This is a genomic window from Acidithiobacillus thiooxidans ATCC 19377 (assembly GCF_009662475.1).
Taxonomy (GTDB): domain Bacteria; phylum Pseudomonadota; class Gammaproteobacteria; order Acidithiobacillales; family Acidithiobacillaceae; genus Acidithiobacillus; species Acidithiobacillus thiooxidans.
Genome location: NZ_CP045571.1, coordinates 938258 through 963651 on the forward strand (window position 1 = coordinate 938258; position 25394 = coordinate 963651).

Annotated in this window: 26 protein-coding genes and 1 tRNA gene; 22 read left to right on the forward strand and 5 right to left on the reverse strand. The window is 54.7% G+C overall.

All coding sequences use genetic code 11. From position 1 onward, the window contains the following. Window positions 1-3 precede the first annotated feature (3 nt). The gene (gene sohB, locus GCD22_RS04860; protein WP_031572346.1) at window positions 4-987 is read right to left on the reverse strand and encodes a protease SohB; all 984 of its coding nucleotides are present in this window, start codon (window positions 985-987) and stop codon (window positions 4-6) included. A 126-nt stretch (window positions 988-1113) separates the two neighbouring features. Here sohB and GCD22_RS04865 point away from each other — a divergent pair, with 126 nt between their 5' ends. The 10 genes from GCD22_RS04865 to GCD22_RS04910 are packed head-to-tail and all read left to right on the forward strand — an operon-like array spanning window position 1114 to window position 10680. Continuing rightward, entirely contained in the window at window positions 1114-1356 is a 243-nt protein-coding gene (locus GCD22_RS04865; RefSeq protein ID WP_031572345.1) for a MoaD/ThiS family protein, read from the forward strand. A 3-nt stretch (window positions 1357-1359) separates the two neighbouring features. Then, a complete protein-coding gene (locus tag GCD22_RS04870) occupies window positions 1360-1854 on the forward strand; it encodes a molybdenum cofactor biosynthesis protein MoaE (protein WP_031572344.1) in 495 nt (164 codons plus the stop codon). A 37-nt stretch (window positions 1855-1891) separates the two neighbouring features. Further along, window positions 1892-2377, forward strand: a complete 486-nt coding sequence (locus tag GCD22_RS04875) for a YajQ family cyclic di-GMP-binding protein (RefSeq protein WP_031572343.1) — start codon at window positions 1892-1894, stop codon at window positions 2375-2377. 18 nt (window positions 2378-2395) lie between these two features. Beyond that, on the forward strand, window positions 2396-3505 hold the full coding sequence (gene gcvT / locus GCD22_RS04880) for a glycine cleavage system aminomethyltransferase GcvT (RefSeq protein WP_031572342.1): 1110 nt from the start codon (window positions 2396-2398) through the stop codon (window positions 3503-3505). Window positions 3506-3509: 4 nt separating this feature from the next. Continuing rightward, window positions 3510-3893 (forward strand): glycine cleavage system protein GcvH, encoded by a 384-nt coding sequence (gene gcvH, locus GCD22_RS04885; protein WP_010639751.1) that lies wholly within the window; start codon window positions 3510-3512, stop codon window positions 3891-3893. Between the two features lie 6 nt (window positions 3894-3899). After that, on the forward strand, window positions 3900-5243 hold the full coding sequence (gene gcvPA, locus GCD22_RS04890) for an aminomethyl-transferring glycine dehydrogenase subunit GcvPA (RefSeq protein WP_031572341.1): 1344 nt from the start codon (window positions 3900-3902) through the stop codon (window positions 5241-5243). Beyond that, window positions 5240-6697, forward strand: a complete 1458-nt coding sequence (gcvPB, locus tag GCD22_RS04895; RefSeq protein WP_202806228.1) for an aminomethyl-transferring glycine dehydrogenase subunit GcvPB — start codon at window positions 5240-5242, stop codon at window positions 6695-6697. Before gcvPA ends, gcvPB begins: the two co-directional genes overlap by 4 nt. After that, window positions 6694-7638, forward strand: a complete 945-nt coding sequence (locus GCD22_RS04900; RefSeq protein WP_051488084.1) for an AAA family ATPase — start codon at window positions 6694-6696, stop codon at window positions 7636-7638. Before gcvPB ends, GCD22_RS04900 begins: the two co-directional genes overlap by 4 nt. A 7-nt stretch (window positions 7639-7645) precedes the next feature. Then, entirely contained in the window at window positions 7646-8611 is a 966-nt protein-coding gene (locus GCD22_RS04905) for a hypothetical protein (RefSeq protein WP_031572338.1), read from the forward strand. A 14-nt stretch (window positions 8612-8625) separates the two neighbouring features. Further along, window positions 8626-10680, forward strand: a complete 2055-nt coding sequence (locus GCD22_RS04910) for a transglutaminase TgpA family protein (RefSeq protein ID WP_244947579.1) — start codon at window positions 8626-8628, stop codon at window positions 10678-10680. A 218-nt stretch (window positions 10681-10898) separates the two neighbouring features. Here GCD22_RS04910 and GCD22_RS04915 read toward each other — a convergent pair whose 3' ends face one another. Beyond that, window positions 10899-12563 (reverse strand): ABC transporter ATP-binding protein, encoded by a 1665-nt coding sequence (locus tag GCD22_RS04915; protein WP_031572336.1) that lies wholly within the window; start codon window positions 12561-12563, stop codon window positions 10899-10901. Continuing rightward, window positions 12560-12883: a ferredoxin FdxA gene (fdxA, locus tag GCD22_RS04920; protein WP_010639763.1), complete on the reverse strand. Its 324-nt coding sequence runs from the start codon at window positions 12881-12883 to the stop codon at window positions 12560-12562. The genes GCD22_RS04915 and fdxA overlap by 4 nt, the downstream gene beginning before the upstream one ends. A gap of 200 nt (window positions 12884-13083) precedes the next feature. On the opposite strand from fdxA, the gene GCD22_RS04925 reads away from it, so the two are divergent. Next, window positions 13084-13686, forward strand: coding sequence for a peroxiredoxin (locus GCD22_RS04925; protein ID WP_010639765.1), 603 nt, complete (start codon window positions 13084-13086; stop codon window positions 13684-13686). Between the two features lie 262 nt (window positions 13687-13948). Here GCD22_RS04925 and GCD22_RS04930 read toward each other — a convergent pair whose 3' ends face one another. Then, window positions 13949-14674, reverse strand: a complete 726-nt coding sequence (locus GCD22_RS04930; protein WP_024893912.1) for a hypothetical protein — start codon at window positions 14672-14674, stop codon at window positions 13949-13951. 103 nt (window positions 14675-14777) lie between these two features. On the opposite strand from GCD22_RS04930, the gene GCD22_RS04935 reads away from it, so the two are divergent. The 11 genes from GCD22_RS04935 (at window position 14778) to cydC (ending at window position 25024) form a co-directional block, all read left to right on the forward strand. After that, the gene (locus tag GCD22_RS04935) at window positions 14778-15638 is read left to right on the forward strand and encodes a PHP domain-containing protein (RefSeq protein WP_024893911.1); all 861 of its coding nucleotides are present in this window, start codon (window positions 14778-14780) and stop codon (window positions 15636-15638) included. Window positions 15639-15672: 34 nt separating this feature from the next. Beyond that, window positions 15673-16710, forward strand: coding sequence for an AI-2E family transporter (locus tag GCD22_RS04940; RefSeq protein WP_010640204.1), 1038 nt, complete (start codon window positions 15673-15675; stop codon window positions 16708-16710). A 92-nt stretch (window positions 16711-16802) separates the two neighbouring features. Next, the gene (locus GCD22_RS04945) at window positions 16803-17222 is read left to right on the forward strand and encodes a hypothetical protein (RefSeq protein WP_031572335.1); all 420 of its coding nucleotides are present in this window, start codon (window positions 16803-16805) and stop codon (window positions 17220-17222) included. 7 nt (window positions 17223-17229) lie between these two features. Beyond that, window positions 17230-17691, forward strand: a complete 462-nt coding sequence (locus GCD22_RS04950) for a hypothetical protein (protein ID WP_237747449.1) — start codon at window positions 17230-17232, stop codon at window positions 17689-17691. A 3-nt stretch (window positions 17692-17694) separates the two neighbouring features. Next, window positions 17695-18444, forward strand: a complete 750-nt coding sequence (gene rlmB / locus GCD22_RS04955; RefSeq protein ID WP_031572334.1) for a 23S rRNA (guanosine(2251)-2'-O)-methyltransferase RlmB — start codon at window positions 17695-17697, stop codon at window positions 18442-18444. A gap of 140 nt (window positions 18445-18584) precedes the next feature. Then, complete coding sequence (locus tag GCD22_RS04960) at window positions 18585-19358, forward strand: TatD family hydrolase (RefSeq protein WP_031572333.1); 774 nt, start codon at window positions 18585-18587, stop codon at window positions 19356-19358. Beyond that, window positions 19355-20125: an MBL fold metallo-hydrolase gene (locus GCD22_RS04965; RefSeq protein WP_024893907.1), complete on the forward strand. Its 771-nt coding sequence runs from the start codon at window positions 19355-19357 to the stop codon at window positions 20123-20125. Before GCD22_RS04960 ends, GCD22_RS04965 begins: the two co-directional genes overlap by 4 nt. 46 nt (window positions 20126-20171) lie before the next feature. Further along, window positions 20172-20247: transfer RNA gene (locus GCD22_RS04970), tRNA-Ala, on the forward strand. A 74-nt stretch (window positions 20248-20321) separates the two neighbouring features. Continuing rightward, window positions 20322-21449, forward strand: a complete 1128-nt coding sequence (locus tag GCD22_RS04975) for an FIST signal transduction protein (protein WP_024893906.1) — start codon at window positions 20322-20324, stop codon at window positions 21447-21449. Between the two features lie 76 nt (window positions 21450-21525). Then, window positions 21526-23280 (forward strand): thiol reductant ABC exporter subunit CydD, encoded by a 1755-nt coding sequence (cydD, locus tag GCD22_RS04980; RefSeq protein WP_024893905.1) that lies wholly within the window; start codon window positions 21526-21528, stop codon window positions 23278-23280. Then, entirely contained in the window at window positions 23273-25024 is a 1752-nt protein-coding gene (cydC, locus tag GCD22_RS04985; protein ID WP_031572332.1) for a thiol reductant ABC exporter subunit CydC, read from the forward strand. Before cydD ends, cydC begins: the two co-directional genes overlap by 8 nt. 21 nt (window positions 25025-25045) lie before the next feature. Here the strand turns inward: cydC and GCD22_RS04990 are convergent, their stop codons facing one another. After that, window positions 25046-25393, reverse strand: a complete 348-nt coding sequence (locus tag GCD22_RS04990) for a hypothetical protein (RefSeq protein WP_010636741.1) — start codon at window positions 25391-25393, stop codon at window positions 25046-25048. Between the last annotated feature and the right edge of the window lies 1 nt (window position 25394).

Here is a 25394-nt window from a genome sequence, read left to right on the forward strand (position 1 = left end):
ACATCAGCGAAACCAGAGCTTGTCCCAACTTTGCTGGGCAGCCAGCCCGAGTTTTTGCGGCAGGCTTTTGGGCCGCTGATAACTCAGTTGTAGTAACTTACCTTTTTTGGCGGCTTCAACAATAATCTCGTCACTGGTGGCCAGCTGATCAACCAGCCCCAGTTGCAGGGCCTTATTACCCAGCCAGGCCTCGCCGGTGGCTACTTTTTCCAGATCAAGCTGAGGGCGAAACTGCTCCACGAAGTGACGGAATTGGGCATGGGTCTCTTCCAATTCTTCACGCAGCTTGGCCCGACCACTATCGGTATTTTCCCCGAAAAGCGTGACGGTTCGTTTGTATTTACCAGCAGTAAACTGCTCGAAATCGATATTGCGTTCTTGTAACCAGCGATGAAAATTGGGAATTTGTGCGACAACCCCAATAGAGCCGAGCAGCGCAAATGGGCTGGCCACAATCCGGTCAGCGGTCACGGCCATCATGTATCCACCGCTGGCAGCGACAGCATCTACCAATATGGTGCTATGAATTTTGGCGGCACGCAGGCGCAACAGCTGGGCGGCTGCCAAACCATAGGTGTTGACCATGCCGCCGCCGCTTTCGAGGCGGATGAGCACAGAATCATCAGGCTGGGCAACCTGAATGATCGCGGTAATTTCCTCGCGCAAAGCACTCACCGCCGAAGCGCGAATGTCACCTTTAAAGTCCAGCAGATAAGTACATTTTTCATCTTTTCGGGCCTTATGCACTTTCTTGAGGTTTTTTTGATGCGCTTTGCGGAGTTTCTTGTCGAAGCGCAGCGCTTCAATACGGTCAGCCGCTTGTTCAATTTGCTGACGTAAATCCGTAACCTGGACCTGACCTGCAGGTGCGGGTCTGCGCTTGCTGAGGGCGATGGCAGCAATGCCTCCGGCGACAATCAGGATGGCGACCACGATGGTAGCCGTTTCGGCGAGAAAAGTGAGGTAGTGACTGAAGAAGTTTTCCATTCAGCGACTATATACCAGATGTATCCAGGCCCAAAGTGCTTCATGCAGGTTGGCTGTGGCTTCTGGTTGAAGCTCAGGGCTTGGGGGCGTTATCATCTGCAATCTTCCTGAAAATGGATTCCGTCAATGATTCATGTGAAGTTTTTTGCCAGTGTGCGTGAGCGTGTCGGGTCGGCTGAAATGCAGCTGGCCTGTCCGCCCGGTGGATTTACGGTAGAAGAAGTCCTGACCATGGTCGAGGGGCAGGCCATGACAGAATTGCGTGACGCTCATTTGCTGGCTTCTCTGAATCAGCAGCATGTTTCCTTTACCGCGTCGGTTAAAGACGAAGATGAGGTGGCTTTTTTTCCTCCGGTAACCGGAGGTTGATGGATGATCGTTAAAGTTCAGAAAGAAGATTTCGAGCTGTCTGCCGCCTGTGCTGAAATGGCTACGGTAAACGGAGCCGGGGCATTGGTGACTTTTGTGGGTACGGTGCGGGACTACAGCGACGCCAGCAACATTTTATCCCTGGAAATTGAGCATTATCCGGGTATGACGGAAAAAGAGCTGGAACGCGTCAGCATGCAGGCCGCAAACGCTTACGATATTCTCGACAGCCTCATTATTCATCGTTATGGTTTGTTGCAGCCTCAGGATAATATTGTGCTGGTGGCGGTCTGGTCCCGGCATCGGGCTGCGGCTTTTGATGCTTGTCGTTTTTTAATAGATGTTCTCAAGACCTCTGCGCCTTTCTGGAAAAAAGAAATCACCCCGCAAGGATCTCGCTGGGTCACAGATTGCCCGGGTTGTCGGGCCGGGAGTCGGGAGGGGCACAGTCATTCAGTACCTTCAGCCCACCCGGATCAACAGCTTCACTCCAGTTAAAACCTGCCCAACGGCAGAAAAGTTAAGGAAACAGGTTATGCCAAGTTTTGATGTGGTTTCTGAAGTGGATATGCAGGAAGTAGATAACGCCCTGCATACTACGCAAAAAGAAATTTCTACCCGCTATGATTTCAAGGGCAGTAAGGCGTCTATTGACCGAAAAGATAAAGAAATCATTTTGCTGGCCGAAGATGAATACAAACTGGGACAGATGATCGATTTATTTTCTACCCGACTGGTAAAGCGCGGGGTGGATCTGAAGGCTCTGGATGTCGGGAAAACAGCCGCTGCAGCGGGAGGCATGGAACGTCAGGTGCTCACCCTGAAAGTCGGGCTGGAAACTGAAGTGTCCAAGCGCATGATCAAACATCTCAAGGATGGTAAATTCAAGGCTCAGGGCGGTATTCAGGGCGACCAGCTGCGGGTGTCGGGTAAAAGCCGCGACGAACTGCAGGCCGCCATTGCTGCCTTGCGTTCTGAAGATTTTGGATTACCTCTGCAATTCAATAACTTCCGCGATTAATCGAAAGGTTTTGAGGCAATGACAAAACAGACGGCGCTGTATGACTGGCATCTGGCGCAAGGGGCGCGCATGGTGGATTTTGCCGGATGGCAAATGCCCCTGCAATATGCCTCGCAGCTCGCCGAACATAAGGCAGTACGTGAAGTAGCGGGTTTTTTTGATGTTTCCCACATGCGCCCTTTGGATATTGAAGGCAGGGATGCCCGGAGCCTGCTCCGTCATGCCCTGGCCAATGACGTGGCCAAGCTCGATGTCCACCCGGGTAAAGCCCTGTACAGCACCATGTTGCAGATGGATGGCGGCATTATTGATGATCTGATTGTGTATTATCGGGGCGGCGATACTTATCGGATAGTCCTGAATGCTTCGGGTGCAGAGGCAGATGCCGCCCATTTTCAAAAGCTCATCGACCAGCATGCCTGGCAAGTGACGCTAAACAAACGCCCAGATCTGGGTATTGTTGCTGTTCAAGGACCGAGGGCACGGGAGCGGGTGGCCGATTTGCTGCAAATACCCGCCCTGGAGTCACTGACACCTTTTACTGCGCTGGAACAGGATGGATTTTTTATTGGCCGGACGGGATATACCGGCGAAGATGGCGTAGAAATCATCGCGGCAAATACCCTTTTGCCGGAATTGGCCGAGCGTTTGCTGACAGCAGGAATTGCTCCAGCGGGACTGGCTGCGCGCGATAGCTTGCGCCTGGAAGCTGGCCTGGACTTGTACGGTCAGGACATGGATACCTCGGTTTCTCCCTATGCCAGCAATCTGGGCTGGACCGTGGACTTGCGCGATTCTGATCGCGCCTTTATGGGTCGCGCTGGGTTGGAAGCGGAACGGGCGCGTGGCGATGGTCGAAGCCTGGTAGGAATTGCCCTGTCTGCTGGCATTCCCCGGCACGGTTATGTGCTGGAGGATGCTGCCGGGACGCCTTGCGGTGTGGTCACCAGTGGTATTTTTTCTCCGAGTCTGCAATGTGGTATTGCTCTGGCCAGAGTCAATGCCCCGGTTGCCGCAGGAAGCATTTTGCAATTAGTCATTCGCGGTGCCCGCAAACCGGCCATGGTGGTCAAGCCGCCGTTCTGGCGTCAGGGCGCTGCAACTTTTACCTTTGCTAAGGAGTGTTGAAGGCATGAGCAAAATTCCGCAATCATTACGTTATAGTGACACCCACGAATGGGTTGAGGATCTGGGTGATGGACGTTACCGGGTTGGGATTACCGATCATGCCCAGGCGCTGCTGGGCGATCTGGTTTATGCCGAAGTTCCCGAAGTCGGAAAAGCCCTGCAATCTGGAACGGTTTGCGGCGTTCTGGAGTCGGTCAAGGCGGCGGCGGATTTGTATGCACCCATTACCGGTAAGGTTCTGGAGCGTAATGAAGCACTGAATGACAGTCCGCAACTGCTCAACGAAGATCCCTATGGAACAGGCTGGATAATGGTCGTGGCTGCTGAATCCGCTGCGTTTGCAGAACTGATGGATGCAACGGCTTACGACACCATTGCGGAGGCGTAAGCGGAAATGCCTTATATTCCCCATGATGCGGAAGAAACGGCGGCGATGTTGGCTGCCGTTGGCGTGAATAGTCTGGATGCGCTTTTTGATGAAATTCCATCCAGTTTGCAGGTTCATGACATGGTGCTGCCGGAAGGCTTGTCCGAAATGGCCCTGGGCCGGGAGCTTGAAGGCCGGGCCCGGGCGAATGCACCATTATTGTGCTTTGCTGGCGGCGGTGCCTATGCGCATCATATTCCCGCGATTGTCTGGGAAATTGCCGCTCGGGGCGAATTTTACTCTGCTTACACGCCTTATCAGCCGGAAGCCAGTCAGGGTACCTTGCAGGTACTTTATGAGTACCAGAGTTTCATTACTCGCCTGACTGGCCTGGAAGTCAGTAATGCGTCCTTGTACGACGGCGCCTCCGGTTTGGCAGAAGCCTGTCTGATGGCCCTACGCATTCAAGGGAGCGAAAAAAGCATTCTGGTGCCGGAGAATCTTCTGCCCGGCTGGCGCAGCGTGCTGGATACGGTGCTAGGCATGCAGAATATCCTTCTGCAATCAGTGCCTTATGATCCCATCAGCGGCACGTTGCAGATTCCCGGCGATGCGAGCGATGCAGCGGCTTTGATTGTTCCGCAGATTAACGCCTTTGGCATGCTGGAGCCGGTGGACAAGCTGACAGACTGGGCACATGCCCGGGGATTGTTAACCATTGCAGTAGTCAATCCGCTGGCCTTGGCCATGTTGAAGGCTCCCGGCGACTGGGGCGGGAAGGGCGCTGATATGGCTGTGGGTGAGGGCCAACCCATGGGGATTCCGCTGACTGGAGGGGGGCCCTATTTTGGATTTCTTGCCTGCCGCAAAGCCCATGTCCGGCAATTACCGGGTCGTCTGGTCGCCAAAACTGTCGATGCCCAGGGTCGTACAGGATATTGTCTGACGCTGCAGGCGCGTGAACAGCACATCCGGCGGGGTAGGGCTACCAGTAATATCTGCACCAATCAGGGCTTGATGGTCACTGCTGCCACCATTCATATGGCGACGCTCGGCAGTCATGGTCTTCAGGAAATCGCCAGCCTCTGCCATACCCGCGCCCGGCAATTACGCGAGCTGTTGGCCGCACTGCCGGGGGTGAGTTTCCCCTATGCGGGTGCTTTTTTCCATGAATGGGTCGTGCGCCTGCCGCTGCCCGCCACGGTGGTTCGCGATGCTCTGCTGGGCCATGGGCTGCTCGCGGGTATTCCTTTGCGTGAATGGGAAATGGGTGAACCGGGCGATTTGCTGGTGTGTACGACGGAATTACTGGAAGAAGCCGACCTGTTGACTTATCGGGATGCGCTGAAAAGCGTTCTGGAGGCCCAATGAATCCAGCTGTGACAGAAACCGTGAATGACAGCATTTTTGCCCATGATCATCATATGCCGGTACCCAAAATGCCCGCTGATATACCCGAAGATTTACTCCGCAAAACACCGCTGAATTTGCCCAATGCTTCCGAACTGGATGTTTTGCGGCATTACACCCGCTTGTCGCAGAAAAATTTTTCTATTGATACCCAGTTTTACCCACTGGGTTCCTGTACCATGAAATATAATCCGCGTATTGCCCATGCCATGGCTTCATTACCTGGTTTTGCCCGTCTGCATCCTGATACTCCGGCCCCCGCCATGCAGGGTTTGCTGCAGGTTCTCTGGGAGTTGCAGGAATGGCTGGCTGCGGCAACGGGCATGGCTGCGGTGAGTCTGACTCCGGCGGCAGGCGCCCAGGGTGAGCTGGCTGGCGTGGCCATGATTCGCGCTTATCATCGAGCACGGGGCGATGCCGGGCGCAACAAGATGCTGATTCCTACGGCGGCCCATGGTACCAATCCAGCCAGTGCGCAAATGGCCGGATTTGAGGTTATCGAAATCCCCAACCTGCCCGATGGTGATCTGGATATGGCCGCCTTGGATGCTCACCTGGGTCCGGATGTCGCGGGAATCATGCTTACCAATCCCTCGACTTTGGGGGTTTTTGAAAGACGTATTGCAGAAATTGCCCACCATGTGCATGCCGCCGGGGGCCTGCTTTACTATGATGGTGCCAACCTCAATGCCATTCTTGGCCGGGTTCAGCCCGGTCAGATGGGTTTTGATGTGATGCATCTGAACCTGCACAAAACCTTTGCCACTCCCCATGGTGGGGGTGGACCGGGGGCCGGTGCTGTGGCTGTGCAGGAACGCCTCAAGCCCTTTTTGCCACTGCCCACGGTTTTGAAAGAGCCGCATGGGGCCTTGCGCTGGATGGGTGCCAAAGATCTCCCACAAAGTATTGGTCATTTAAGTGCACATGGTGGAAATATCGGCGTATTGCTGCGTGCTCATGCGTATCTTCGGCGACTGGGCCGTAGCGGTGTAGGGCGGGTATCCGCCTATGCTGCCCTCAATGCCAACTACCTGCTTAAAGAACTGCAGCGCCTGGGTTATCAGGCGGCTTTCCCGGAGCGTCGTGCCAGTCATGAATTTATCCTGTCAGTGAGTGATTTGCACAAAGCCACAGGGATTCGTGCGCTGGATGTGGCAAAACGGCTGCTGGACTTTGGGATACATGCTCCGACCATTTATTTTCCACAATTGGTGCCCGAATGTTTGCTCATAGAGCCGACCGAAACCGAAAGCAAGGCGACGCTGGATCGTTTTGTCGCGGTGATGGCGCAGATTCGTCAGGAAGCGCTGGAGCAGCCGGAATTGCTGCGGGAAGCCCCCCATCATTTGCCGGTGGGTCGACTGGATGAGGCGCTGGCCGCCCGCAGGCTGGACGTATCGGCAGCACCGGAATGACAACCCATCCCCGTGAAGTATTGCGGGCAGCAGTCCAGCCAGAGCAATTGCTGACCGCTTTGGCGAAGGTTCTGTTGGGTAAGGAAAGAGCCATACGCCTTGCCTTTACGGGCTTTTTGGCGGGTGGACACATTCTCGTCGAGGATGTACCCGGCGTGGGTAAAACCACGCTGGCTTTGGGTCTGGCGCGACTTTTGGGTCTGGATTTTGCGCGCGTCCAGATGACCGCTGATATGTTGCCGGGAGACATCCTCGGCAGCAGTATTTTTGATCCGCGCCAGCAAACTTTTGTTTTCCATCCCGGCCCGGTTTTCCATGGGGTGCTGCTCATGGATGAAATCAATCGGGCCTCTCCGCGCAGTCAATCGGCCTTGCTGGAGGCTATGGCTGAAGGGCAGGTTTCTGCGGATGGTCAAAGCATGGCTTTGCCTGATCCATTTTTTGTCATAGCCACCCAGAATCCCCAGGAACACGCCGGGGTTTTCCCTTTACCGGAAAGCCAGCTGGACCGTTTTACCCTGCGGTTTTCTCTGGGGTATCCCGGTCGCGAGGCGGAACGCCTGTTGCTTCAGGGGAAAAACCAGCGCCCTGAAGATTTGCCGATTGTTGCGGAACGCAGTGTGTTGCAAGCCTGGCGACATGCGGTTACTGCCGTTTTTCTCAGCGCGGAAATTGAAGATATGCTTTTGCATATGGCCCGGTGCTCGCGCAACGACGAACGTCTGCGGATGGGGCTTTCACCCCGTGCTTTGCTGGCGCTTAAAGCCTCTGCCCAGGCTTGGGCTTTTATAGCGGGACGGGATTATGTGACGCCCGATGATTTGCGTTCTGTCGCCCTGGCGGTGTTGGGACATCGTCTGATTTCCACGGCGAATTTAGCCGGTGATGATCTGGCCGTGTTACTGGGACAAGAAGCCTGGGGTCTGGATATTCGTTTTTAAGCGGGTCATGAAGCGTAAACGCCGGGAGGTGCGTCTTTCCCGCCCAGGCAAAGTGTTTGTCGGCTTGACGCTGGCGCTGGGCTTTGCGGCCGTCAATACCGGCAATAATGTTTTGTTTCTGCTGGTTTCGATGATGTTGTCCCTCATGGTGCTGTCGGGTTTTGTGGCTATGGCCAATATCTGGCGCGTGGATGTGGTCCTGCAACCGCAGCAGATTCTGACAGCGGAACAGAGCGGAGATGTATTGCTGCGCGTGCGTAATGGTCGACCCTGGCCATTATGGTTGCTGGAACTGCGACTGGGTGCATCCCGGCAGACCGTAACCCGCATAGGGGGTCGTCAGGAAGCACTGGTCGCACTGCGCTGGTGTCCGGATCGACGCGGCCAGCCGCCGTTGCCCTTGTTGCAGATGGGTTCCGCCTTCCCTTTTTCTTTTGTGTGGCGGGGCCTGCAGGTCAACATTTCCGATGCAGACCTGCCCTGGGTTGCACCTGCGGGTGGAGAAGACATGGCTATGACTCAAAATTCGGGCGAACAGCTCCCGTCTTCAGACCGAGCCGGCGGGCAGGGGGATTTTCTCTGGATCCGTAACTGGCGTTCAGGAGAGAGTTTGCATCAGATCATCTGGCGACGCATAGACTGGTCCAGAAATCTTCCCGGGATCATGCATTTTCCCGGCCGAGAGCAGGAAAAAACCGGACAAGAACAGGTATTGCTGGATTGGGAATCCCCTTTTTGGCTGGCATTTCCACCGGAGCAACGCCTGCGAATTTTTCGGGCAGCACTGGATAAAGCCTGGAATCTGGGTTGGTCATGGCAGTTGCTCATGCCAGCGGGCAGTAAAAGTGGTCAAGGCTCCGCCCAACGAGAAGATGCCTTGCGCATGCTGGCCCAGCATCTACCCCTGCCTCCTTCAAGCGCTGCCACGGAGGAGCGAGGCGGCTGGCTCAGGCACTGGCGATTCTGGCAATGAGGAAAGCCACCTCATTGGTTTCTGCGCAGAACGTCGGGCCCTTGCTGGCTGCACTGATGGGCTTGCTGGTTCTGCTCGCGCTGGGCCACGAGGTGGCCATCTGGGCCATTGTGCTGTGGTTGAGCGCTACAGGCCTGGGATTGTATGGCTCCTGGAAACAACACCCGCTTTGGTTTTCCGGTCGTCTGCGTCTGGTTGGAGGTTTGTTGTTTCTACTGTTGGCTTTTGTACTTTCCGGCTGGGGTAACTGGTTGGCCATAGCCAGCCAGTCGGTATTGGTACTGTTGGCTGTGAAAGCCCTGGAAATGCGTTCCCAGCGGGATTTTTATCAGGTAGCAGCGCTGGTGCTGCTGGGTATGGGGCTGGCGGCCTGGTTGCGTGTCGATGTCCTACTGGGTATTTATCTGCTGATTACCCTTTATCTGGCGCTGTTGGGTTTACTTTGGCAGCCCTTGGCCGATGCGGCCAGCGCAAGGGGTAGTGTCGCCCTGCAGGGCCGTGATTTTCGTTATATGCTGGTATTCAGTCTGGCTTTCATGGTGTTTTTACTACCCATGACCGGGCTGTTTTTTCTGCTCCTACCGCGTACGCCGACACCGCTCTGGGCCTGGGCTCCGCCCCAGGGGAGTGCGCGTTCCGGATTCAGTCCCGATTTGGCACCAGATCAGATCAGTCGTCTGGCCGAGGATCCGGCAGTGGCCTTTCGTGCCCAGATCACTCCCAGGCCGGAAAATCCTGAGCAATTATATTGGGTGGGCGCGATTTTGTGGCATGACCAAGGGACCACCTGGGAGCCCGATCCACCTGCTGAAAAACTCTCTACAAGAGATGTGCAATCAGACAATCCGGACCAGTTACCAGCGGGGCCGCTCACCCGTCAGGAAATTGTAATCAGCCCTGGAGATAGCTCTTATCTTTTCGCCTTGTCATCCCCACGGCGCTGGCAAATTCCTTTGGCGCATCACGAACTATGGGATGGCGTCATGCAGTTGCAGAAGCCTCCCTCTCTGCCACTGCGCTACGTGGTCTGGTCAGGTGCCAGCCGTGTTCTAAGCCTCAGATCTGGCGTGCATCAAGCCGCTCTGCAGGTGCCGGCAACTACGCCATCGGCTATTGTGACTTTGGCAAAAAGTCTGGCAGGTCATACTCCTAATCAAACTATTGAACATTTAATGCATTGGTTTCGGGGGCCATCCTTTCATTATAGCCTGAAGGCGCCAGCCGCTTATCCGCACGGGCAGACGATGGCGGATTTTCTGCTGCATTCTCATACCGGCTTTTGTGAATATTATGCGGGAGGCCTCGCGCTTTTATTGCGTCTGGATGGTGTCCCTGCACGTGTGGTTACCGGTTATCATGGTGGCGAATATAATCCTGTCGGTCATTACTGGCTGGTGCGCCAGAGTATGGCCCACGCCTGGGTACAGGCCTGGATTGCCGGAAAAGGCTGGGTACGCCTGGATGCCACGCCAGCGGCTGCGGCAACTGGACTAAATAGTAACGGGAATAGCGGGGCCTTTGCCGCCGATGAAGTTCCGGCAGCACAGCGGGTATGGGACTGGCTGCAGTGGGAATGGATTAACACCGTCATTGATTTGACCCCGGCCAAACAACGATCACTCTGGACTTCTGCCGGGTTGCAGTTTTTGCATTTTTTCCAAAGCAGCCAGACTTCCAGTCAGAAAATCCTGCATTCTCCACGACATTGGTCCGGATTTAGTGCGCAGCAACCTGCCTGGCGCGTGATAGTGGGAATTTTCGCGCTGCTTGGCCTGGTCCTGCTATGGGTCTGGTATCGGCGTAGACAGGCAACGCGAAATACAAATGCCCATGATTACTGGCGCCACCGGGCCATAGAAGCACTGCATGGTCTCGGTTTGAAAGATGCTCGTCCTGGCCAGGAAAGCGTTTTTTGTGGGACATTACCGTTTGATTCGACGCTCCGTAATCAGTTGTTGCAGCACTATTCCCTGCAGCGCTATGGACCACATCCTGATGCGGATGGGGATGCCAAGCTGCAGGCCATTATTGTGCAAATGCGTCATAACAGCAGTACGGGATGTGATTGAACGAGCGAAGCAGAAATCTGTGGTGAAGGGTGCATACTTTCTGCTCCCTTGTCCCTTGCCTGTTGTTCTAAGGCTCATCCTGCTGTCAGGAGAGAACTCGCCCTTTGGGCTCAAACAGCTCTCCTGACGGGCGCTGGATTTCGCCAAGAACAACAACGGCTCAGGCCAAAAGTCGCAGAAAGTATGCACCCTTCACCACAGATTCCAGACGGATTAACCTAGGAAATCACTTTCCCCCGTTCCAGCCGAATGACCTGATCAGCCATACGGGTGGTGCGGGGTCGATGGGCGACAATGAGAATGGTTTTTTTGCCGTGCAGTTCTGCGAGGGTTTCGGCAATGCGTTCTTCGCTTTCGCTGTCGAGATTGCTGGTCGCCTCATCCAGTACCAGCACGGGGCGATCCAGATACAGTGCGCGGGCAATGGCCAGACGCTGCCGCTGACCTCCGGAAAAATTCGCGCCATTCCCCTGGATGGGACTGTCCAGTCCGCCACTCAGGGCCAGAAAATCCCAGGCATGCGCCTGCCGGGCAGCAATTTCGGCGCGATGAGGATCGGGAGTGTCCTCACCGTAAGCAATATTGCTGAGGGCGCTGCCACTGAACAAAACCGGCTCTTGCGCTACAAAGCTGAAATAACTCCGATAGTCTCCCGCAGGGATCTGGTTTTTATCCATTCCCGCCACTGTAATGCGGCCACTGCTGGCCGGTAGCAGGCCCAGAATCACCCGTATCAGGCTGGTTTTGCCGCTGCCACTGGGGCCCACAAAGGCGGTGGTGCTGAGCGGTGGAATGCAAATATCCAGTCCCTGAAGGATGGATTCCTGGCCCAGTTGCAGGCGTAGGTCGTGACATTGCCAGGTCCCCCAGGGACGTGGTTCAGTGGTGCTGACAGTCTGTTCCGAAGGTTGATCCAGCCAGGCAAAAAGCCGGTCTGCGGCTGACAACCCTTGCTGTAACTGATTGTTGGCGGAAGAGAGTTGCCGCAGAGGTTCGTAAATCAGACCCAAGGCCGTAAAAAAACTGAAAAAGGCGCCGGTGCTCATGTTGCCATTGACGACCTGACTGCCGCCCAGGTAGATGATGGCGGCAATCCCCAAAGCGGCGATCATTTCCATGACCGGCACGGTGGCTTTCTGAATCCGGGCGATTTGCATCATCAATTCGAAATAGTGCCGGGCCTGCTGACCAAAGCGTCTGGCCTCGAAAGGCTCACCCCCCTGGCTTTTAATGACTTCCACACCGCGCAGGCTCTGCGAAAATTGATCCATGATTTCACCCATCTGTTCCTGCTGGGAGTTGCCTCTCTGGCGCAGTTTCTGACCAAAGCGAATCAGGGGATAAAAGGCGATGGGCAGAGTTATGAGACTGATGAGCGCCAGCTTCCAGCTCATGTAAAACACCACGAAAAGCAGGGCGACAATCTGGAAGCTGGAAAGAAAAAAGCGCGCCAGCACCGAGAGACCCTGCTGGAGCAGGGTCAGATCCAGACTCATCCGTGACAGGGTGCTGCCATGACTGTGATCAATGAGGACTTCCAGGGGAAGACGCAGGGTGTGGCCGAAGAGGTTTTCCCGCAGACCGCGTAAAACCTCTTCCTCCACCCGGGCCAGATTGATGGCCTGGAGATAATCGGCAATACCCTTGACCGCGTAGATCAGGATGACCCCTAAGGGCAGCCAGACCAGCATGCTGACCTGGTGATCAATGAATATCCGATCCAGCACGGGTTTGATGATGTAAGCCATGGCACCCATGGCCGCACCAGATATCACCATAAAGAACATGGCTACGGCGACACGTCCCCGGTGGGGGCGCACCAGACCGAGAAGACGGTGAAAGCTTTGCGAACGCAGTGCAGCAGAAGCGCTATCCGCGCTCACTCTTCGAGCAGGCCTCGTTTGTCTTTCACTTCCAGCCAGGCATCGGCATCTTCCGGCGCCGGTTTTTTCTGAATAATGGCCGGCCAGACCTTGGCGAGACGTGCATTGATTTCTTCATATTCTTCCTGGCCTTCGGGCAGGTCATCGTCGCGGAAAATGGCTCCGGCCGGACATTCTGGCTCACAAAGTGTGCAGTCAATACATTCGTCAGGGTCAATCACCAGAAAATTGGGACCTTCACGAAAACAGTCTACCGGACACACATCCACACAGTCCGTGTATTTACATTTGATACAAGATTCAGTCACCACGTAGGTCATGGGGGCCGGGCTCCTTGGCTTTTCGGTTTAAGGGTGGCCGGGCTGACCCGGCGAACTGGGGGCCTATTCTAGCCCAAGGCTGCGCGCCTGCCCACTGTCTATATAGGGGCGTTTTGATGCCCCGGATGGCAAGCCTGACCGTAATTCGCTATAGTTCAAATCTGGACTTTATCCCATCATCGATCAAAGAGGAGAATCCCATGGCAGTATTGGTAGGTAAAAACGCCCCCGACTTTGTGGCCCCAGCAGTCATGCCCGACAACAGCATCAATGAGAAATTCCAGTTTTCTCAGCACATCAAAGGTAAGTATGCGGTTCTCTTCTTTTACCCCCTGGACTTTACCTTTGTCTGCCCTTCGGAAATTCTCGCTTTCAATCATCGTCTGCATGAATTCAAAAGCCGTAACACCGAAGTGATTGCCTGTAGTGTGGACTCTCATTTTACCCATCTGGCCTGGAAGAATACGCCCGAAGAAAAGGGTGGTATCGGTCAGATTCAGTTGCCCATGGTAGCCGATTTATCCAAGAGCATTGCCCGCAATTATGACGTGCTGCTCAATGATGAAGTGGCACTGCGCGGCTCGTTCCTGATTGACCGTCAGGGTGTTGTGCGTCATGAAGTGGTCAATGATTTGCCACTGGGACGTAATATTGATGAAATGATCCGTATGGTGGATGCCCTGCAGTTCTCCGAAGAGCACGGCGAAGTCTGTCCGGCCCAGTGGGAAAAAGGCAAGGCGGGCATGACTCCCACCGGTGAAGGCGTGGCAGATTTCCTGGCCAAGCACGGTAAGGATCTCTAAAACTGTATCTGATTTGAAAACGGCGGGTAGTAGCCGGGAGGCTTTTTGCTCCAACGTCCCTTGCCTGTTTTTCTAAGGCTCATCCTGCTGTCAGGAGAGAACTCGCCCTTTGGGCTCAAATAGCTCTCCTGACGGGCGCAGGCTTTCGCCAAGAACAACGACGGCGCGGGCCAAAGTCGCGGCAAAGCCTCCCGGCTACCACCCGCCGTTTTCAGGATTTCTTAAAAACCCGGCTGCACGATTGCTCCGGGCTTTTTTATGATCAATGCAAGCTGTGTCCAGCATTTTGCGCAGCTTCGGCCATGACGGTTTTCACGGCTTCGGGATAGTCTCCCCGAGTGACCTGTTGCAGGCCTTCCTGAAAAAAAGTGTTCGCATCGGCAGGTAAGTGATGGATGAGCGCTGCGAAAGCCTTGCGCATTTCTGCCGTATCCTGGGCGCGAGTCGCGGTAATACCCCAGTTCAGCAGTAAAATACGCCAGGGCCGTTGCGGGTCGGCGCTATCCAGGTCTGCGGCATAATCGGCCGATGCGGCGGTTACCACTTCTCCCATGAGCTGGGCCAAAGTTTTGAGCTCTTCTGTTTCATTGTGGCTGTTAGCCAGCACCGCCAGGCCATTGACGACCGGCTCCAGGGTGTGAATGGCTCCATGTTGCGCACAAATCCAGGCGGCAATACTGACCGTAATCATTTCTAGAGCAATTTTGGCTTGCTTTTCACCCAGTCGGTCCGCCCAGGTGGACAGATCCATGAGCAGCCCGATACTCAGGTCGGCAATGCGCTCCGGTTCGTCCTCGGGCAGGCTGGGGTCCCATCCCGATACGTCATTACTTAACACCGTGAATAGTTGTTTCAGGGCATCGACAATCATGGGGGGGGTGATTTGTTCTCCAGTGGCTATTCCGCTGCTGGCAAAGGCTGCCAGAACCGGTTGGGTGTATTGCTCAAAGCGTTTTTGCGCTGCGGAGATGTCGAGAATAAGAGCCAAGGTTTCCTCCTGATATGCCCAAAGAAGTTCTGCGTGTTATGCTAGCACGGATTAGTCTGGATGCTGCAGCAGAAGGTGTCCGCCAACTTCGGGAATGGTTTTTATGCAACAGAGCAAAATGTTTTCACCCATTGATTTGCACATGCATTCGCTGGCATCGGATGGCACCATGACACCCCATGATCTGGTTCAGAGGGTTCATGATTCCGGCGTTCAGGTTATGGCTTTGACGGATCATGACAACACCGCCGGATTGGTGGAAGCCGGCCTCAAGGCGGCCGAACTGGGCATTCAACTGATTCCCGGAGTAGAGGTTTCCAGTGAGTGGGAAACCCAGGGAATTCATATCGTGGGCCTTTTTGTGGATCCCGAAAATAGGGTTTTGCAGGAAGGGCTGGCCCGGATCATGGCCTTTCGTGATTGGCGCGCGGCTGAAATCAGTCGCTTGCTGGACCAAGTCGGAATTCCCGGCGCGGAAGAGGGTGCTCGGGCCATGGCGGGTAGTCGCATGGTAGGTCGGAGTCATTTTTGTCGCTGGCTGGTTCGACAGGGACATTGTGCGGATGCCAGCGAAGCTTTTGGCAAATATCTGGGACGTGGATGCAAGGCCTATGTCCCGAGCGACTGGATTCCCATGACTGAAGCCGTGCAGTGGATCAACAGTGCGGGCGGTTCTGCCATTGTTGCTCATCCCGGTCGTTACAAGCTCAGTGCTACCCGCTTGCGCCATTTGCTGACGGCATTCCGTGAGGCCGGTGGTGCAGGTCTCGAAGTGTGTTCCGGCAGTCAGGCTGCCGGTGATCGCGAGCATTTGGGACGTCTTGCCAAGGAGCTTAACATGCTGGGTTCCCTGGGGTCTGATTTTCATGGACCGGATGTCGGTCATGCGGCTATTGGGCAATTGCTCCCGCTGCCTGACGGGGTAGAGCCGGTCTGGGCCAGAGCGGGTATTCACTTCCACTGATCGACTATTCGCAGTAGCTGCCCCGAGGAAGCCGGTGCCTAAAGAACAGGAAAATTCTCGCTACGCGCTTTGGGGCCTGGGCTTGCTGCTGCTGATTTATGCCGGAGCTGCCTATACCCTGAGTCCATTTGCCGGACCTTTGTTGATGGGGGCGGTATTGACCACGGTGGGTTGGCCCTGGCAACTGCGTCTGGAGCGGGCTTTCCATTTGCCGCGCTGGTTGGGATCATTGCTGCATGCCATCGCCTGGGTGGCCATCATTATTATTCCTTCGGTCATTATTGTGGATACCATTTTGCCCAAGGTGGCCTTGCTGATTGCCCGCTGGCAGTCCGGGGATTCACTGGTGATGGTTCCCCCTGAAGTGATGCAGATTCCCTATATCGGGCATTGGCTGCGCTATCATCTGAGTACTCTGAATGGAGCCTATTTGTCTTCATTTATCAGTGCTCATGCCAGCATTATTACGGATTCTCTCAGTCAACTCTGGATATTTACCCTGCACACCTTTTTCGCAGCCCTGACGGTATTCGCGCTGGCCTTGCATGGTGAGCGGATTACCGAAGCCCTGCGACTGGGAACCACCCAGCTTTGGGGACGGGATCGGGGTGACCGTTTTTTGGCGGCCTGCCGGGATGCGGCACGTTCCGTATTGATTGGCCTGATTGGGGTTGGAGTCATTGAAGGCATGTTTATCGGTATTGCCTATGCTCTGGCGGGTTTGGCACTTTGGCCCCTGTGGCTGGTGGCTACTGCGCTCATTTCACCTTTACCGTTTGGGGCCACTGCCGTAGTGGGTGCTGCCACCATCTGGCTGGCTTTTACCGGCCATTGGATAGCCGGACTGGCCGTGCTGGGTTGGGGGTTTTTCGTGATCACGGTGGCTGATCTGGTTGTTCGACCGTTACTGACCGGGTCTCAGACGCAGGCGCCTTTTTTTCTGGTATTTTTCAGTATCCTCGGTGGAGCCGAAGCCTTTGGCTTGATCGGGTTGATTATCGGCCCTATTCTGGTGCTGCTGGCGCGCGGTGTGTGGCGAGCCTGGGAGCGCCGCATAAGACTCCAGGAATGAATTTTCGCTTGTGTCGGCAATACATGCGGCAGGAACATATACTCATTTTGACCATCTAATGATCAGGTTTTCTCGTGAAGCAGGAGCGTATCATGGACTACACAATGCTGGATCAACAGTACAACCAATTGCAGCAACAAACCCAGAATAATCTGCAGGCTCTGCAGCAGGTTGCCGGGCGGGTGAACAGCCTGGCTCCGGATAACATCACCGCCCGGGAAATCAACATGGAACTGCGGAGCCTGGCCATGAGTCTTCAGCAACAACAGCAGAATGTCGGCATGATGATGCAGCAGATGGCTCAGCGTATTCAGCAGATGGAAATGCAAATGCAGGGCATGAACCAGCAGGGTATGAACCCCAATATGCAGCAACGACCATGGAATGCGCCCGTGCAGGGACAGCCGGGCATGGGTAGCGGCTTTTTGGGAAATGTCATGACCGGATTGGGGCTGGGTGCCGGATTCGCGGTGGCAGACAATATTGTCGATGACATTTTCGACAGTTTCTGAGTAGCGCGTGCCAGTTTGCGGACGTGACGACTGGTTGGCATTTGAAGCCGAGGTGCTCAGCTGGGCCAAGGCTTCAGGCTGGCGTCTGGAGCGAACGGGTCCTCTGCGCCGCAACGTCTGGCCCGTACCCAGGTTGGAGTTTCTCAGGGAGGGCGTTTTGCTGCCCGAAAGCTGGGATCTGCTTCTGGGTTCGTGTGCGCTTTTCGTCTCTTATGAACCCGGACGTCGGGAGGCCATCAGTAGCGAAGGCATTCCAGTCAAGTTTTATCAGGTCGAAAAAACCGCCTGGGGTTTTGCGCAAATTGCCCATTCCGGTCCCGCCGACTGGGTAACTTGTTGTCGGGATTTACCGGGTTGGGATGTGTTGCCGGCAGAAACCGAGTCGGCGGCTTTTGCGCGTATCGGGCTCGCAACTATTCCTCCCTCTGAACGTCGGCCGGATATTTTGTCGGGAATAAAGACGGAGTGACTTTTGCCTAAGGAACAACTTTATGGGATTCATGCGGTGCATGCTGCTCTGGATGCCGGTGAGTTAGAGGAAATCTGGGTAGCTACGGAGCGGCACACAGATGAGAGAATCGTACCTCTTCTGGAAAAGGCCCGGGCTCTGAATTTATCCATTCATGAGTTGCGCCATGCTGCTCTGGCCCGCAAATTCAATACGGATAAGCATCAGGGTATTGCCGGTGTGCTTTTACAGCATCCGGAGCCGGATTTTACAGATATTCTCGCTGATCTGAATGGTCAGGGTTTTCTGCTGGTGCTGGATGGTGTGCTGGATCCCCACAATCTCGGTGCCTGCCTGCGCAGCGCTGAGGCTGCTGGAGTCAGTGCGGTCATTCTCCCCAAGGACAATGCCTGCCCGGTAAATGCTACCGTCCGCAAGGCTGCGGCTGGCTCGGCTTCACGACTGCCGGTCTGCACGGTAACCAATTTGTCCCGGACTCTGGCTTCCCTGCAGGAAGCGGGTTTCTGGCTGGTCGGTATGTCCGGAGACGCGCCGCAAAATATTTATGAGCTGGATTTGAACATGCCGCTGGTAATGGTCATGGGTGGAGAACAAAAGGGCTTGCGCCGCCTGACGCGTGAACACTGTGATTATCTGGCGCATATCCCCATGGCCGGAGCCATTGAAAGTCTCAATGTGTCCGTTGCTACGGGCATTTGTCTTTTTGAAGCCAGCCGTCAGCGTCAGTGTCTGAAAACGGCGGCTAATGTTTAAGCCCAACAACGGCGCGGGACAAAGTCGCGGCAAAGCCTTCAGGCTCTCTGCCGTTGCTACTATAACGGGAAATGCAGACTCGACTTTGTTAGACTGACCCGGTCAGAAAACACTGAGAACCCTCTTAAATAGGTGCAATAATGCTGATAGACTCCCATTGCCATCTCGATTTTGAAGATTTTGCAGAAGATCGCTCAGCCATTCTCGAACGTGCCCAGGCTGCCGGGGTGCAGGAAATCCTGATCGCCGCCGTTGTGCAAAAACATTGGCCGCGCGTACAGGTTCTGGCGGCTGAAAATACGGGTATATGGGCCGCTGCCGGGGTGCACCCCAATGAGCCGGAAGCCGAAACGCCGAGTATGGATAACCTGCTTGCCGCTTTATCTGCGGAAAAAGTTGTGGCTGTGGGTGAGACCGGGTTGGACTATTTTCGCAGTGAGGGAGATTTGCGCTGGCAGCAGGAGCGCTTTGCCCGGCACATTGCCGCCTCCAAGGCGACGGGTAAGCCTGTTATTGTCCATACCCGTGAAGCCGCAGCAGATACTCTGGGTTTACTGCGGAGCGAAGATGCCCGCGCTTCCGGGGGGGTCATCCACTGTTTTACGGAAAACTGGGAATTTGCCCGTGCTGTTCTGGATATGGGATTTTATATTTCCCTTTCCGGTATAGTGACCTTCAAAAAGTCGCTGGACTTACAGGCTGTTGCCCGGAAATTGCCAGCAGATCGTCTGCTGGTAGAGACAGATTCGCCTTACCTGGCACCAACGCCTCTGCGCGGTAAACGCAATGAACCGGCTTATGTTCGTCATGTCGCCCAATTTTTGGCTGAGTTGAGGGCGGAGTCGTTTGCAGATCTGGCACAACAGACAACTGATAACTTTCATCATCTTTTTACCCGGACGGTGGCCGCATGAAAATCACTTTTCTGGGAACAGGGTCCAGTGCGGGCACCCCGGTGATTGCTTGCGACTGTCCGGTATGTCGAAGTACGGACCCCCACAACCGTCGTCGTCGTGCCAGTATTCTGGTAGAACATGAGGATACGGTGTTGTTGGTGGATACGGGGCCGGATCTGCGCCAGCAAATGCTGGATGCCCATGTCCAACGCCTGACTGCCGTGCTCTATACCCATTTTCATGCAGATCACATTAACGGCATTGACGACCTGCGCGCCTTTAATTTTGCCCAGAAAATCGTCATCCCCTGTTATGCGGACGAACGTACGGCCAGCGAGCTGGAAAGTCGTTTTCGCTACTGTTTTTTGCCACCCGACGCGGCCTGGGCAAAACCGTCTTTATCCATGGAACGTTTCCATACTGAAAAGACTTTCGGCAATCTCAAGGTGATGCCCATTCCTATCATGCACGGTAAATTGTGCATCCTGGGCTTCCGTTTCGGAGATGTAGCCTATCTGACCGATCTTAAATCGATTCCTGATGAAAGCCTGGCTCTGCTCAAGAATTTGAAACTGCTGATTCTGGATTGTCTGCGCTACGAAGCTCATCCGACGCACCTCAATGTCGAGGAAGCTTTGTATTGGACCCGTCGCATTGCTGCTGAGCAAACCATTTTCACCCATATGACCCATGATATTGATTATGCACAGTTCGCTGCGGAGCTCCCGGCAGATATCGTACCGGCTTTTGACGGTATGGTGATTGAGCAATCAACTGCGCCATAAATAGTGTTTGACAGTGCCGGGGCAAATCCATATATTACGCGACATCGGGGCCATAGCTCAGCTGGGAGAGCGCTTGAATGGCATTCAAGAGGTCAGCGGTTCGATCCCGCTTGGCTCCACCAGATACGAATAAGAGTCAGAGTTTTACTCTGGCTCTTTTTTTATTGGAAATTTTTACTCGCTCGGGGAGGATTTTATGCATCATCCGGAATCGCTTTTTGCCTATGGACATGCTGCTGATCCTGATTGGCGGGTGGCTTTGGCGGCTGCATTGGATATGGCGGGCAGCCAGGCCCAAAGCGGAACCCTGGGTTTTTTGTATGTATCCGACCTGTTCGAAGCAGAGCTGCCTGAGTTACTGGCGCAACTGAATCAGCAGCTGGATGTTAAACATTGGACGGGTTGTGTAGGCATTGGAATTTGTGCCACAGGTCAGGAATATTTGGATACACCCGCCCTGGCATTGATGGTCACGGATATTCCCGAGTTGGAATTGTCCATTTTTTCAGGAATGACCCCCTACCTGAGTGACCAGCCTCTCCAGGTGAATGGTGCAGCCCCTTATTTTGCCGTTGTGCATGGTGACACCGCCACGCCTGACTTGCCCGATCTGGTGCGGGATCTGGCCGGTAAAACCCGGAGCGGGTTTATCACTGGCGGACTCAGCAGTACACGCGGCAAGGGCGGGCAATTGGCCGACAAAGCGGTTCATGGTGGTTTAAGTGGTGTGCTGTTCAGCGAAAAAGTGGCCATTGCCACCCGTCTTTCCCAGGGTTGCAGCCCCATTGGTCCCCTTCATGAAATCGGTGACGCTAAAAGCAACATTATTGGCACCCTCGACAAGCGGCCTGCCCTCGATGTGTTATACGAAGAAATTGGGGAGATTCTCGCCCGGGATTTACAGAAGGCGGCCGGTTTTATTTTTGTCGCCTTGCCCGTAGCCAATGATGATCGCGGCGATTACACCGTCCGCAATCTGATTGGTGTGGACACGGATCGTAAATTGATGGCGATTGGTGAATATGTGGAATCCGGTCAATCGCTGATGTTTTGCAAGCGCGATGGTACTACGGCCCGGGAAGATTTGTTGCGGATGCTGACAGACCTGAAGAAACTGGTGGCTGGTCGAAACATTCGTGGCGGCTTATATTTTTCCTGTCTGGGCAGAGGCGAAGGACTGTTTGGCCCCGATTCAGCGGAGTTACGTCTGATTGAGGAGCAACTAGGCCATTTTCCGCTGGTTGGTTTTTTTGCGAATGGCGAAATTTCTCATGATAAAATATACGGTTATACCGGAGTGCTGACGCTTTTTCTGGGTGACTGAGGGCTGCATACCGGTCTGCAGGGTGAGGAAAGTACGACGCTGTGCTAAAGTGCATCCAGAATATTAGAGGTTGATGATGGCGAAAGCGGAACGAATTGATCAGAGATTAATGCAGGAAGGGCGTCGGACTCGAGGCGCCCTGTATTTTGGCATAGGCTTGGGGCTGGCGGCTGGTCTGCTGATTATCCTCCAGGCTTTTATTCTCGCCCATATCATCAACGGGGTATCGTTTCAGGGACTTAGTCTCGCAGCCGTAATGCCACTACTTTGGGCTCTGCTGGGGCTTTTTGTCCTGCGTGCCGCTTTATCCTGGGCGGGGGAGCTGGTGGCTTTTCGGGCCAGTGCCCGCATCAAAACCTATTTGCGCGAACAGTTGCTGAAGCACCTTTTGCAACTGGGGCCGGTGGCCATTGCCGGCGAACGCAGCGCCGATATTGCCAGCACCATGATCGAAGGTGTGGAGGCTTTGGAGCCTTACTTTTCCCGTTATTTACCGCAAATGGCTCTGGTGAGCCTGATACCTCTGGCGATTTTGATTGTGGTATTTCCCGAAGACTGGATCAGCGGTTTGATATTGCTGATAACCGGTCCTTTGGTTCCTTTTTTTATGGTGTTGGTAGGTTATGCGGCCGAAGCGGTTAACCAGCGTCAGTGGCGGAAAATGCTGTTGATGAGTGCGCATTTCCTGGATGTGGTGCAAGGTCTGACCACGCTCAAGATTTTTGGTCGTGCCAAAGATGAAATCGAAATCGTGGCCAGAATTTCTGACGACTACCGACGCAGCACCATGGCGGGTCTGCGCGTTGCCTTTCTGACCTCGGCCGTGCTGGAGTTTTTTGCCAGTCTTTCCATTGCCCTGGTGGCGGTCTCTCTGGGCGCCAGACTGCTGCAGGTCCATGCCTCAGTTACTTTTTTTACCGCCTTTTTCGTTCTGCTCCTGGCGCCGGAGTATTTTAATCCGCTGCGGGGGTTATCGACCCACTATCATGCCCGCATGAGCGCCATAGCGGCTGCCAAAAGAATTTTCGAAATACTGGACATGCCATTGCCGGAAAAATCCCGGCAGGGCGCAGATTATGTACCTTCCGGTCAAATCAGTCTGTCGGTGCGCAATCTGCATTTTTCCTATGAAGCTGGACGCAGCGCACTGGACGGCGTAAATGCCGAGTTTCCAGCGGGTAAAGTCACCGCTTTGGTGGGTGCCAGCGGTGCCGGAAAAAGCACCCTGGCCAGTGCGTTGCTGGGTTTTGTACAAGCGAGTGAGGGCGAAATTCTCGTCAATGGGCAGATGCCACTGAATGCCATAGAGCCGGAACTCTGGTGGAAACAGCTCGCTTGGGTGCCGCAAAATCCTCGTCTTTTTCATGGCAGTCTCGGGGATAATATCCGGATCGGCCGCCCGGATGCTGATCTGGCTGCACTTCGGGAAGCTGCGCAAAATGCCCACGCACTGGAGTTCATTGAAAACTTGCCTGATGGTTTTGAGACGATGATTGGTGATTTAGGCCAGGGGCTTTCTGGTGGGCAAATTCAGCGAATAGCTCTGGCGCGGGCTTTTCTTAAAAACCCGCCACTTTTCATACTGGATGAAGCCACTGCCAATCTCGATATGGAAAATGAATCACTGGTGCTGGATGCCATGCAAAAGTTAATTACAGGGCGCACAGCGATAGTCATCGCCCATCGTCTGGCCACGGCAGAACGGGCTGATCATATTATTGTCATGGATGCAGGCCGGGTGGCCGAAAGTGGAAGCCACCAGGAGCTGCTTGCAGCGGGCGGGGTGTATGCCCGTATGGTTGCTGCCTACCGGGGGGAAACCCATGTCTGATTACATTCGTCTTTTAAAACTGTTTTTCCCCTATAAGTTCTGGATGTTGGGTGGTGCTTTTCTGGCGCTGCTCACCATATTGTCCAATTTTGGGTTGCTGGCGCTTTCCGGTTGGTTTCTGGCCAGTGCGGCACTGGCGGGCTTGGGTGGTTATGCCACGCTCAATTTATATAATTTTTTTCTTCCCGCTGCCGGAGTTCGGGCTTTTGCCACGACCCGGGTGATTTCCCGCTGGCTGGAGCGGGTGATTACCCACGAGGCCACCTTCCGGCTGCTGGCCCAACTGCGCAGCTGGTTTTACAGCCGTCTGGAGCCTCTGGCCCCGGCCGGATTACAGGGCTATCGCTCAGGAGACATCCTGTCCCGTCTGGTCGCCGACATAGACACCCTGAACAACTTTTATTTGCGGGTATTTACGCCATTTCTGGTAGCCGGAATGGCTACTGTGCTGATGTCCGGTTTTTTTGCTTTTTTCTCCTGGCGCCTGGCGATTGCCCTGTTTTTGTTCCTGGCTGTTTCCGGCCTGGTCCTGCCGTTTGTAGCTGAGCGTCTGGGTGCCCGCAGTGGGGCGGAAATGACGGATTTGCAATCTGATTATCGGGTCCAGATTGTAGACGGCATGCAAGGTATGGGCGAGTTGCTCACTTACGGGGCCGGTCCCGAAATTCTGCGTCGCAGTCATTCCCTCAATGATGCCATTTTGCAGAGACAGGCGAAAATGGCGCAAATCAGCGGGCTGGGCACTGCGGGCATGAGTTTTATGGGCAATCTGGCGATCTGGGTGATTTTGATTCTCGCCATCCCCCTGATCCACGGCGGCCATCTCGGGCCTTCCGATTTACCCATGTTTGCCTTGGGGGTAATGGGTTCCTTTGAAGCCATTGTCGCCTTGCCTCTGGCTTTTCAGTTTCTGGGCCAGACCCGGCAGGCAGCCCGACGGATTTTCTCGGTGGCAGACAGCGCCTTGCCCTTTCCCGATGCCAGTGGCCCGGCGCCCAAGGTGCAACAGCCTGATTTGCTGCTAAAGGATGTGCATCTGCGCTATCCCGGCGGGCAAAAGGATGCCCTGGCAGGGTTGGATCTCCATATTGTTTCTGGCAGCAAGGTGGCGATATTGGGGGCTACGGGTGCCGGAAAAAGCAGTATCGCCAATATGTTGCTGCGTTTTTATGATTATCAAAGTGGTTCGGCCCAATTCGGCGGCCATGAACTTAAAAACTTCCCTGCCGATGACCTGCGCGAATATTTTGCGGTGGTCTCGCAGCGCTCCTATTTGTTTCACACCACCATTCGCGATAATTTGCTGGTGGCCAAGGGCGACGCTGAAGAAGATGAACTTTGGGCGGCGCTGGCGGCTGCACAACTGGATGATTTTGTGCGGAGTCAGCCGGATGGACTGGATACCATTGTCGGTGAAGGTGGTGTGAAATTATCTGGTGGGCAGGGGCGGCGGGTGGCAATTGCCCGTGCCATCCTCAAAAATGCTCCCTGGCTGGTATTGGATGAACCCACTGAGGGCCTCGATCCGCTGACTGAAATGGAATTTCTGCGTGATTTGCAGCCTCTGATGCAAGGCCGCACAGTTCTTTATATTACCCACCGATTGCTTGGTCTGGAGCAGATGGATCGGGTATTTATCATGGACGAAGGGCGGGTAGTGGAGTCGGGGACATTTGCCGAGTTGCTGAACCAAGGCGGACAGCTCAGTCATTTTGCCACTTTTCGGCAAGGAGTGTCGGCGTAAAGCGGTATACCGCCGGGTTCGCTAGTGCTGACTGCCGCCGCTCAGACTGCCCAGTAGTTTGTTTTCCAGAGCCTTTCCTTGCTGGGCAGCGGACTGGCAAGCCGAGCTGCTGGGGTTCTGCAGGCAACTGATTTCCTTGCCAAGAATGGCCGTACTCTTTTTTTCCAGAACGGCCTGGGTACTTCGGGTATGAGCAGGCGTGGTCAGCCAGGATACCCCATAGCCCAATGCCGATGACAAAATGGTAGCGACCAGAAATACCAGCAGCAAACGCGTAAATCCCGATTCTAGTCCCTGATCATCCAGAAAGCGTTTACTGTACCAGGAAAATACCGGATAACTGACCAGTCCCGCGACAATCCCCCACATA

What these genes read in the sequence shown, in the direction of transcription:
- sohB (WP_031572346.1), bottom strand. Translation starts at nt 987, where the DNA reads ATGGAAAACTTCTTCAGTCACTACCTCACTTTTCTCGCCGAAACGGCT.
- gcvH (WP_010639751.1), top strand. Translation starts at nt 3,510, where the DNA reads ATGAGCAAAATTCCGCAATCATTACGTTATAGTGACACCCACGAATGG.
- GCD22_RS04905 (WP_031572338.1), top strand. Translation starts at nt 7,646, where the DNA reads ATGAAGCGTAAACGCCGGGAGGTGCGTCTTTCCCGCCCAGGCAAAGTG.
- cydD (WP_024893905.1), top strand. Translation starts at nt 21,526, where the DNA reads ATGGCGAAAGCGGAACGAATTGATCAGAGATTAATGCAGGAAGGGCGT.
- gcvT (WP_031572342.1), top strand. Translation starts at nt 2,396, where the DNA reads ATGACAAAACAGACGGCGCTGTATGACTGGCATCTGGCGCAAGGGGCG.
- cydC (WP_031572332.1), top strand. Translation starts at nt 23,273, where the DNA reads ATGTCTGATTACATTCGTCTTTTAAAACTGTTTTTCCCCTATAAGTTC.
- gcvPA (WP_031572341.1), top strand. Translation starts at nt 3,900, where the DNA reads ATGCCTTATATTCCCCATGATGCGGAAGAAACGGCGGCGATGTTGGCT.
- GCD22_RS04990 (WP_010636741.1), bottom strand. Translation starts at nt 25,393, where the DNA reads ATGTGGGGGATTGTCGCGGGACTGGTCAGTTATCCGGTATTTTCCTGG.
- gcvPB (WP_202806228.1), top strand. Translation starts at nt 5,240, where the DNA reads ATGAATCCAGCTGTGACAGAAACCGTGAATGACAGCATTTTTGCCCAT.
- GCD22_RS04865 (WP_031572345.1), top strand. Translation starts at nt 1,114, where the DNA reads ATGATTCATGTGAAGTTTTTTGCCAGTGTGCGTGAGCGTGTCGGGTCG.
- GCD22_RS04875 (WP_031572343.1), top strand. Translation starts at nt 1,892, where the DNA reads ATGCCAAGTTTTGATGTGGTTTCTGAAGTGGATATGCAGGAAGTAGAT.
- GCD22_RS04900 (WP_051488084.1), top strand. Translation starts at nt 6,694, where the DNA reads ATGACAACCCATCCCCGTGAAGTATTGCGGGCAGCAGTCCAGCCAGAG.
- GCD22_RS04935 (WP_024893911.1), top strand. Translation starts at nt 14,778, where the DNA reads ATGCAACAGAGCAAAATGTTTTCACCCATTGATTTGCACATGCATTCG.
- GCD22_RS04870 (WP_031572344.1), top strand. Translation starts at nt 1,360, where the DNA reads ATGATCGTTAAAGTTCAGAAAGAAGATTTCGAGCTGTCTGCCGCCTGT.
- fdxA (WP_010639763.1), bottom strand. Translation starts at nt 12,883, where the DNA reads ATGACCTACGTGGTGACTGAATCTTGTATCAAATGTAAATACACGGAC.
- GCD22_RS04925 (WP_010639765.1), top strand. Translation starts at nt 13,084, where the DNA reads ATGGCAGTATTGGTAGGTAAAAACGCCCCCGACTTTGTGGCCCCAGCA.
- GCD22_RS04965 (WP_024893907.1), top strand. Translation starts at nt 19,355, where the DNA reads ATGAAAATCACTTTTCTGGGAACAGGGTCCAGTGCGGGCACCCCGGTG.
- GCD22_RS04960 (WP_031572333.1), top strand. Translation starts at nt 18,585, where the DNA reads ATGCTGATAGACTCCCATTGCCATCTCGATTTTGAAGATTTTGCAGAA.
- GCD22_RS04945 (WP_031572335.1), top strand. Translation starts at nt 16,803, where the DNA reads ATGGACTACACAATGCTGGATCAACAGTACAACCAATTGCAGCAACAA.
- GCD22_RS04975 (WP_024893906.1), top strand. Translation starts at nt 20,322, where the DNA reads ATGCATCATCCGGAATCGCTTTTTGCCTATGGACATGCTGCTGATCCT.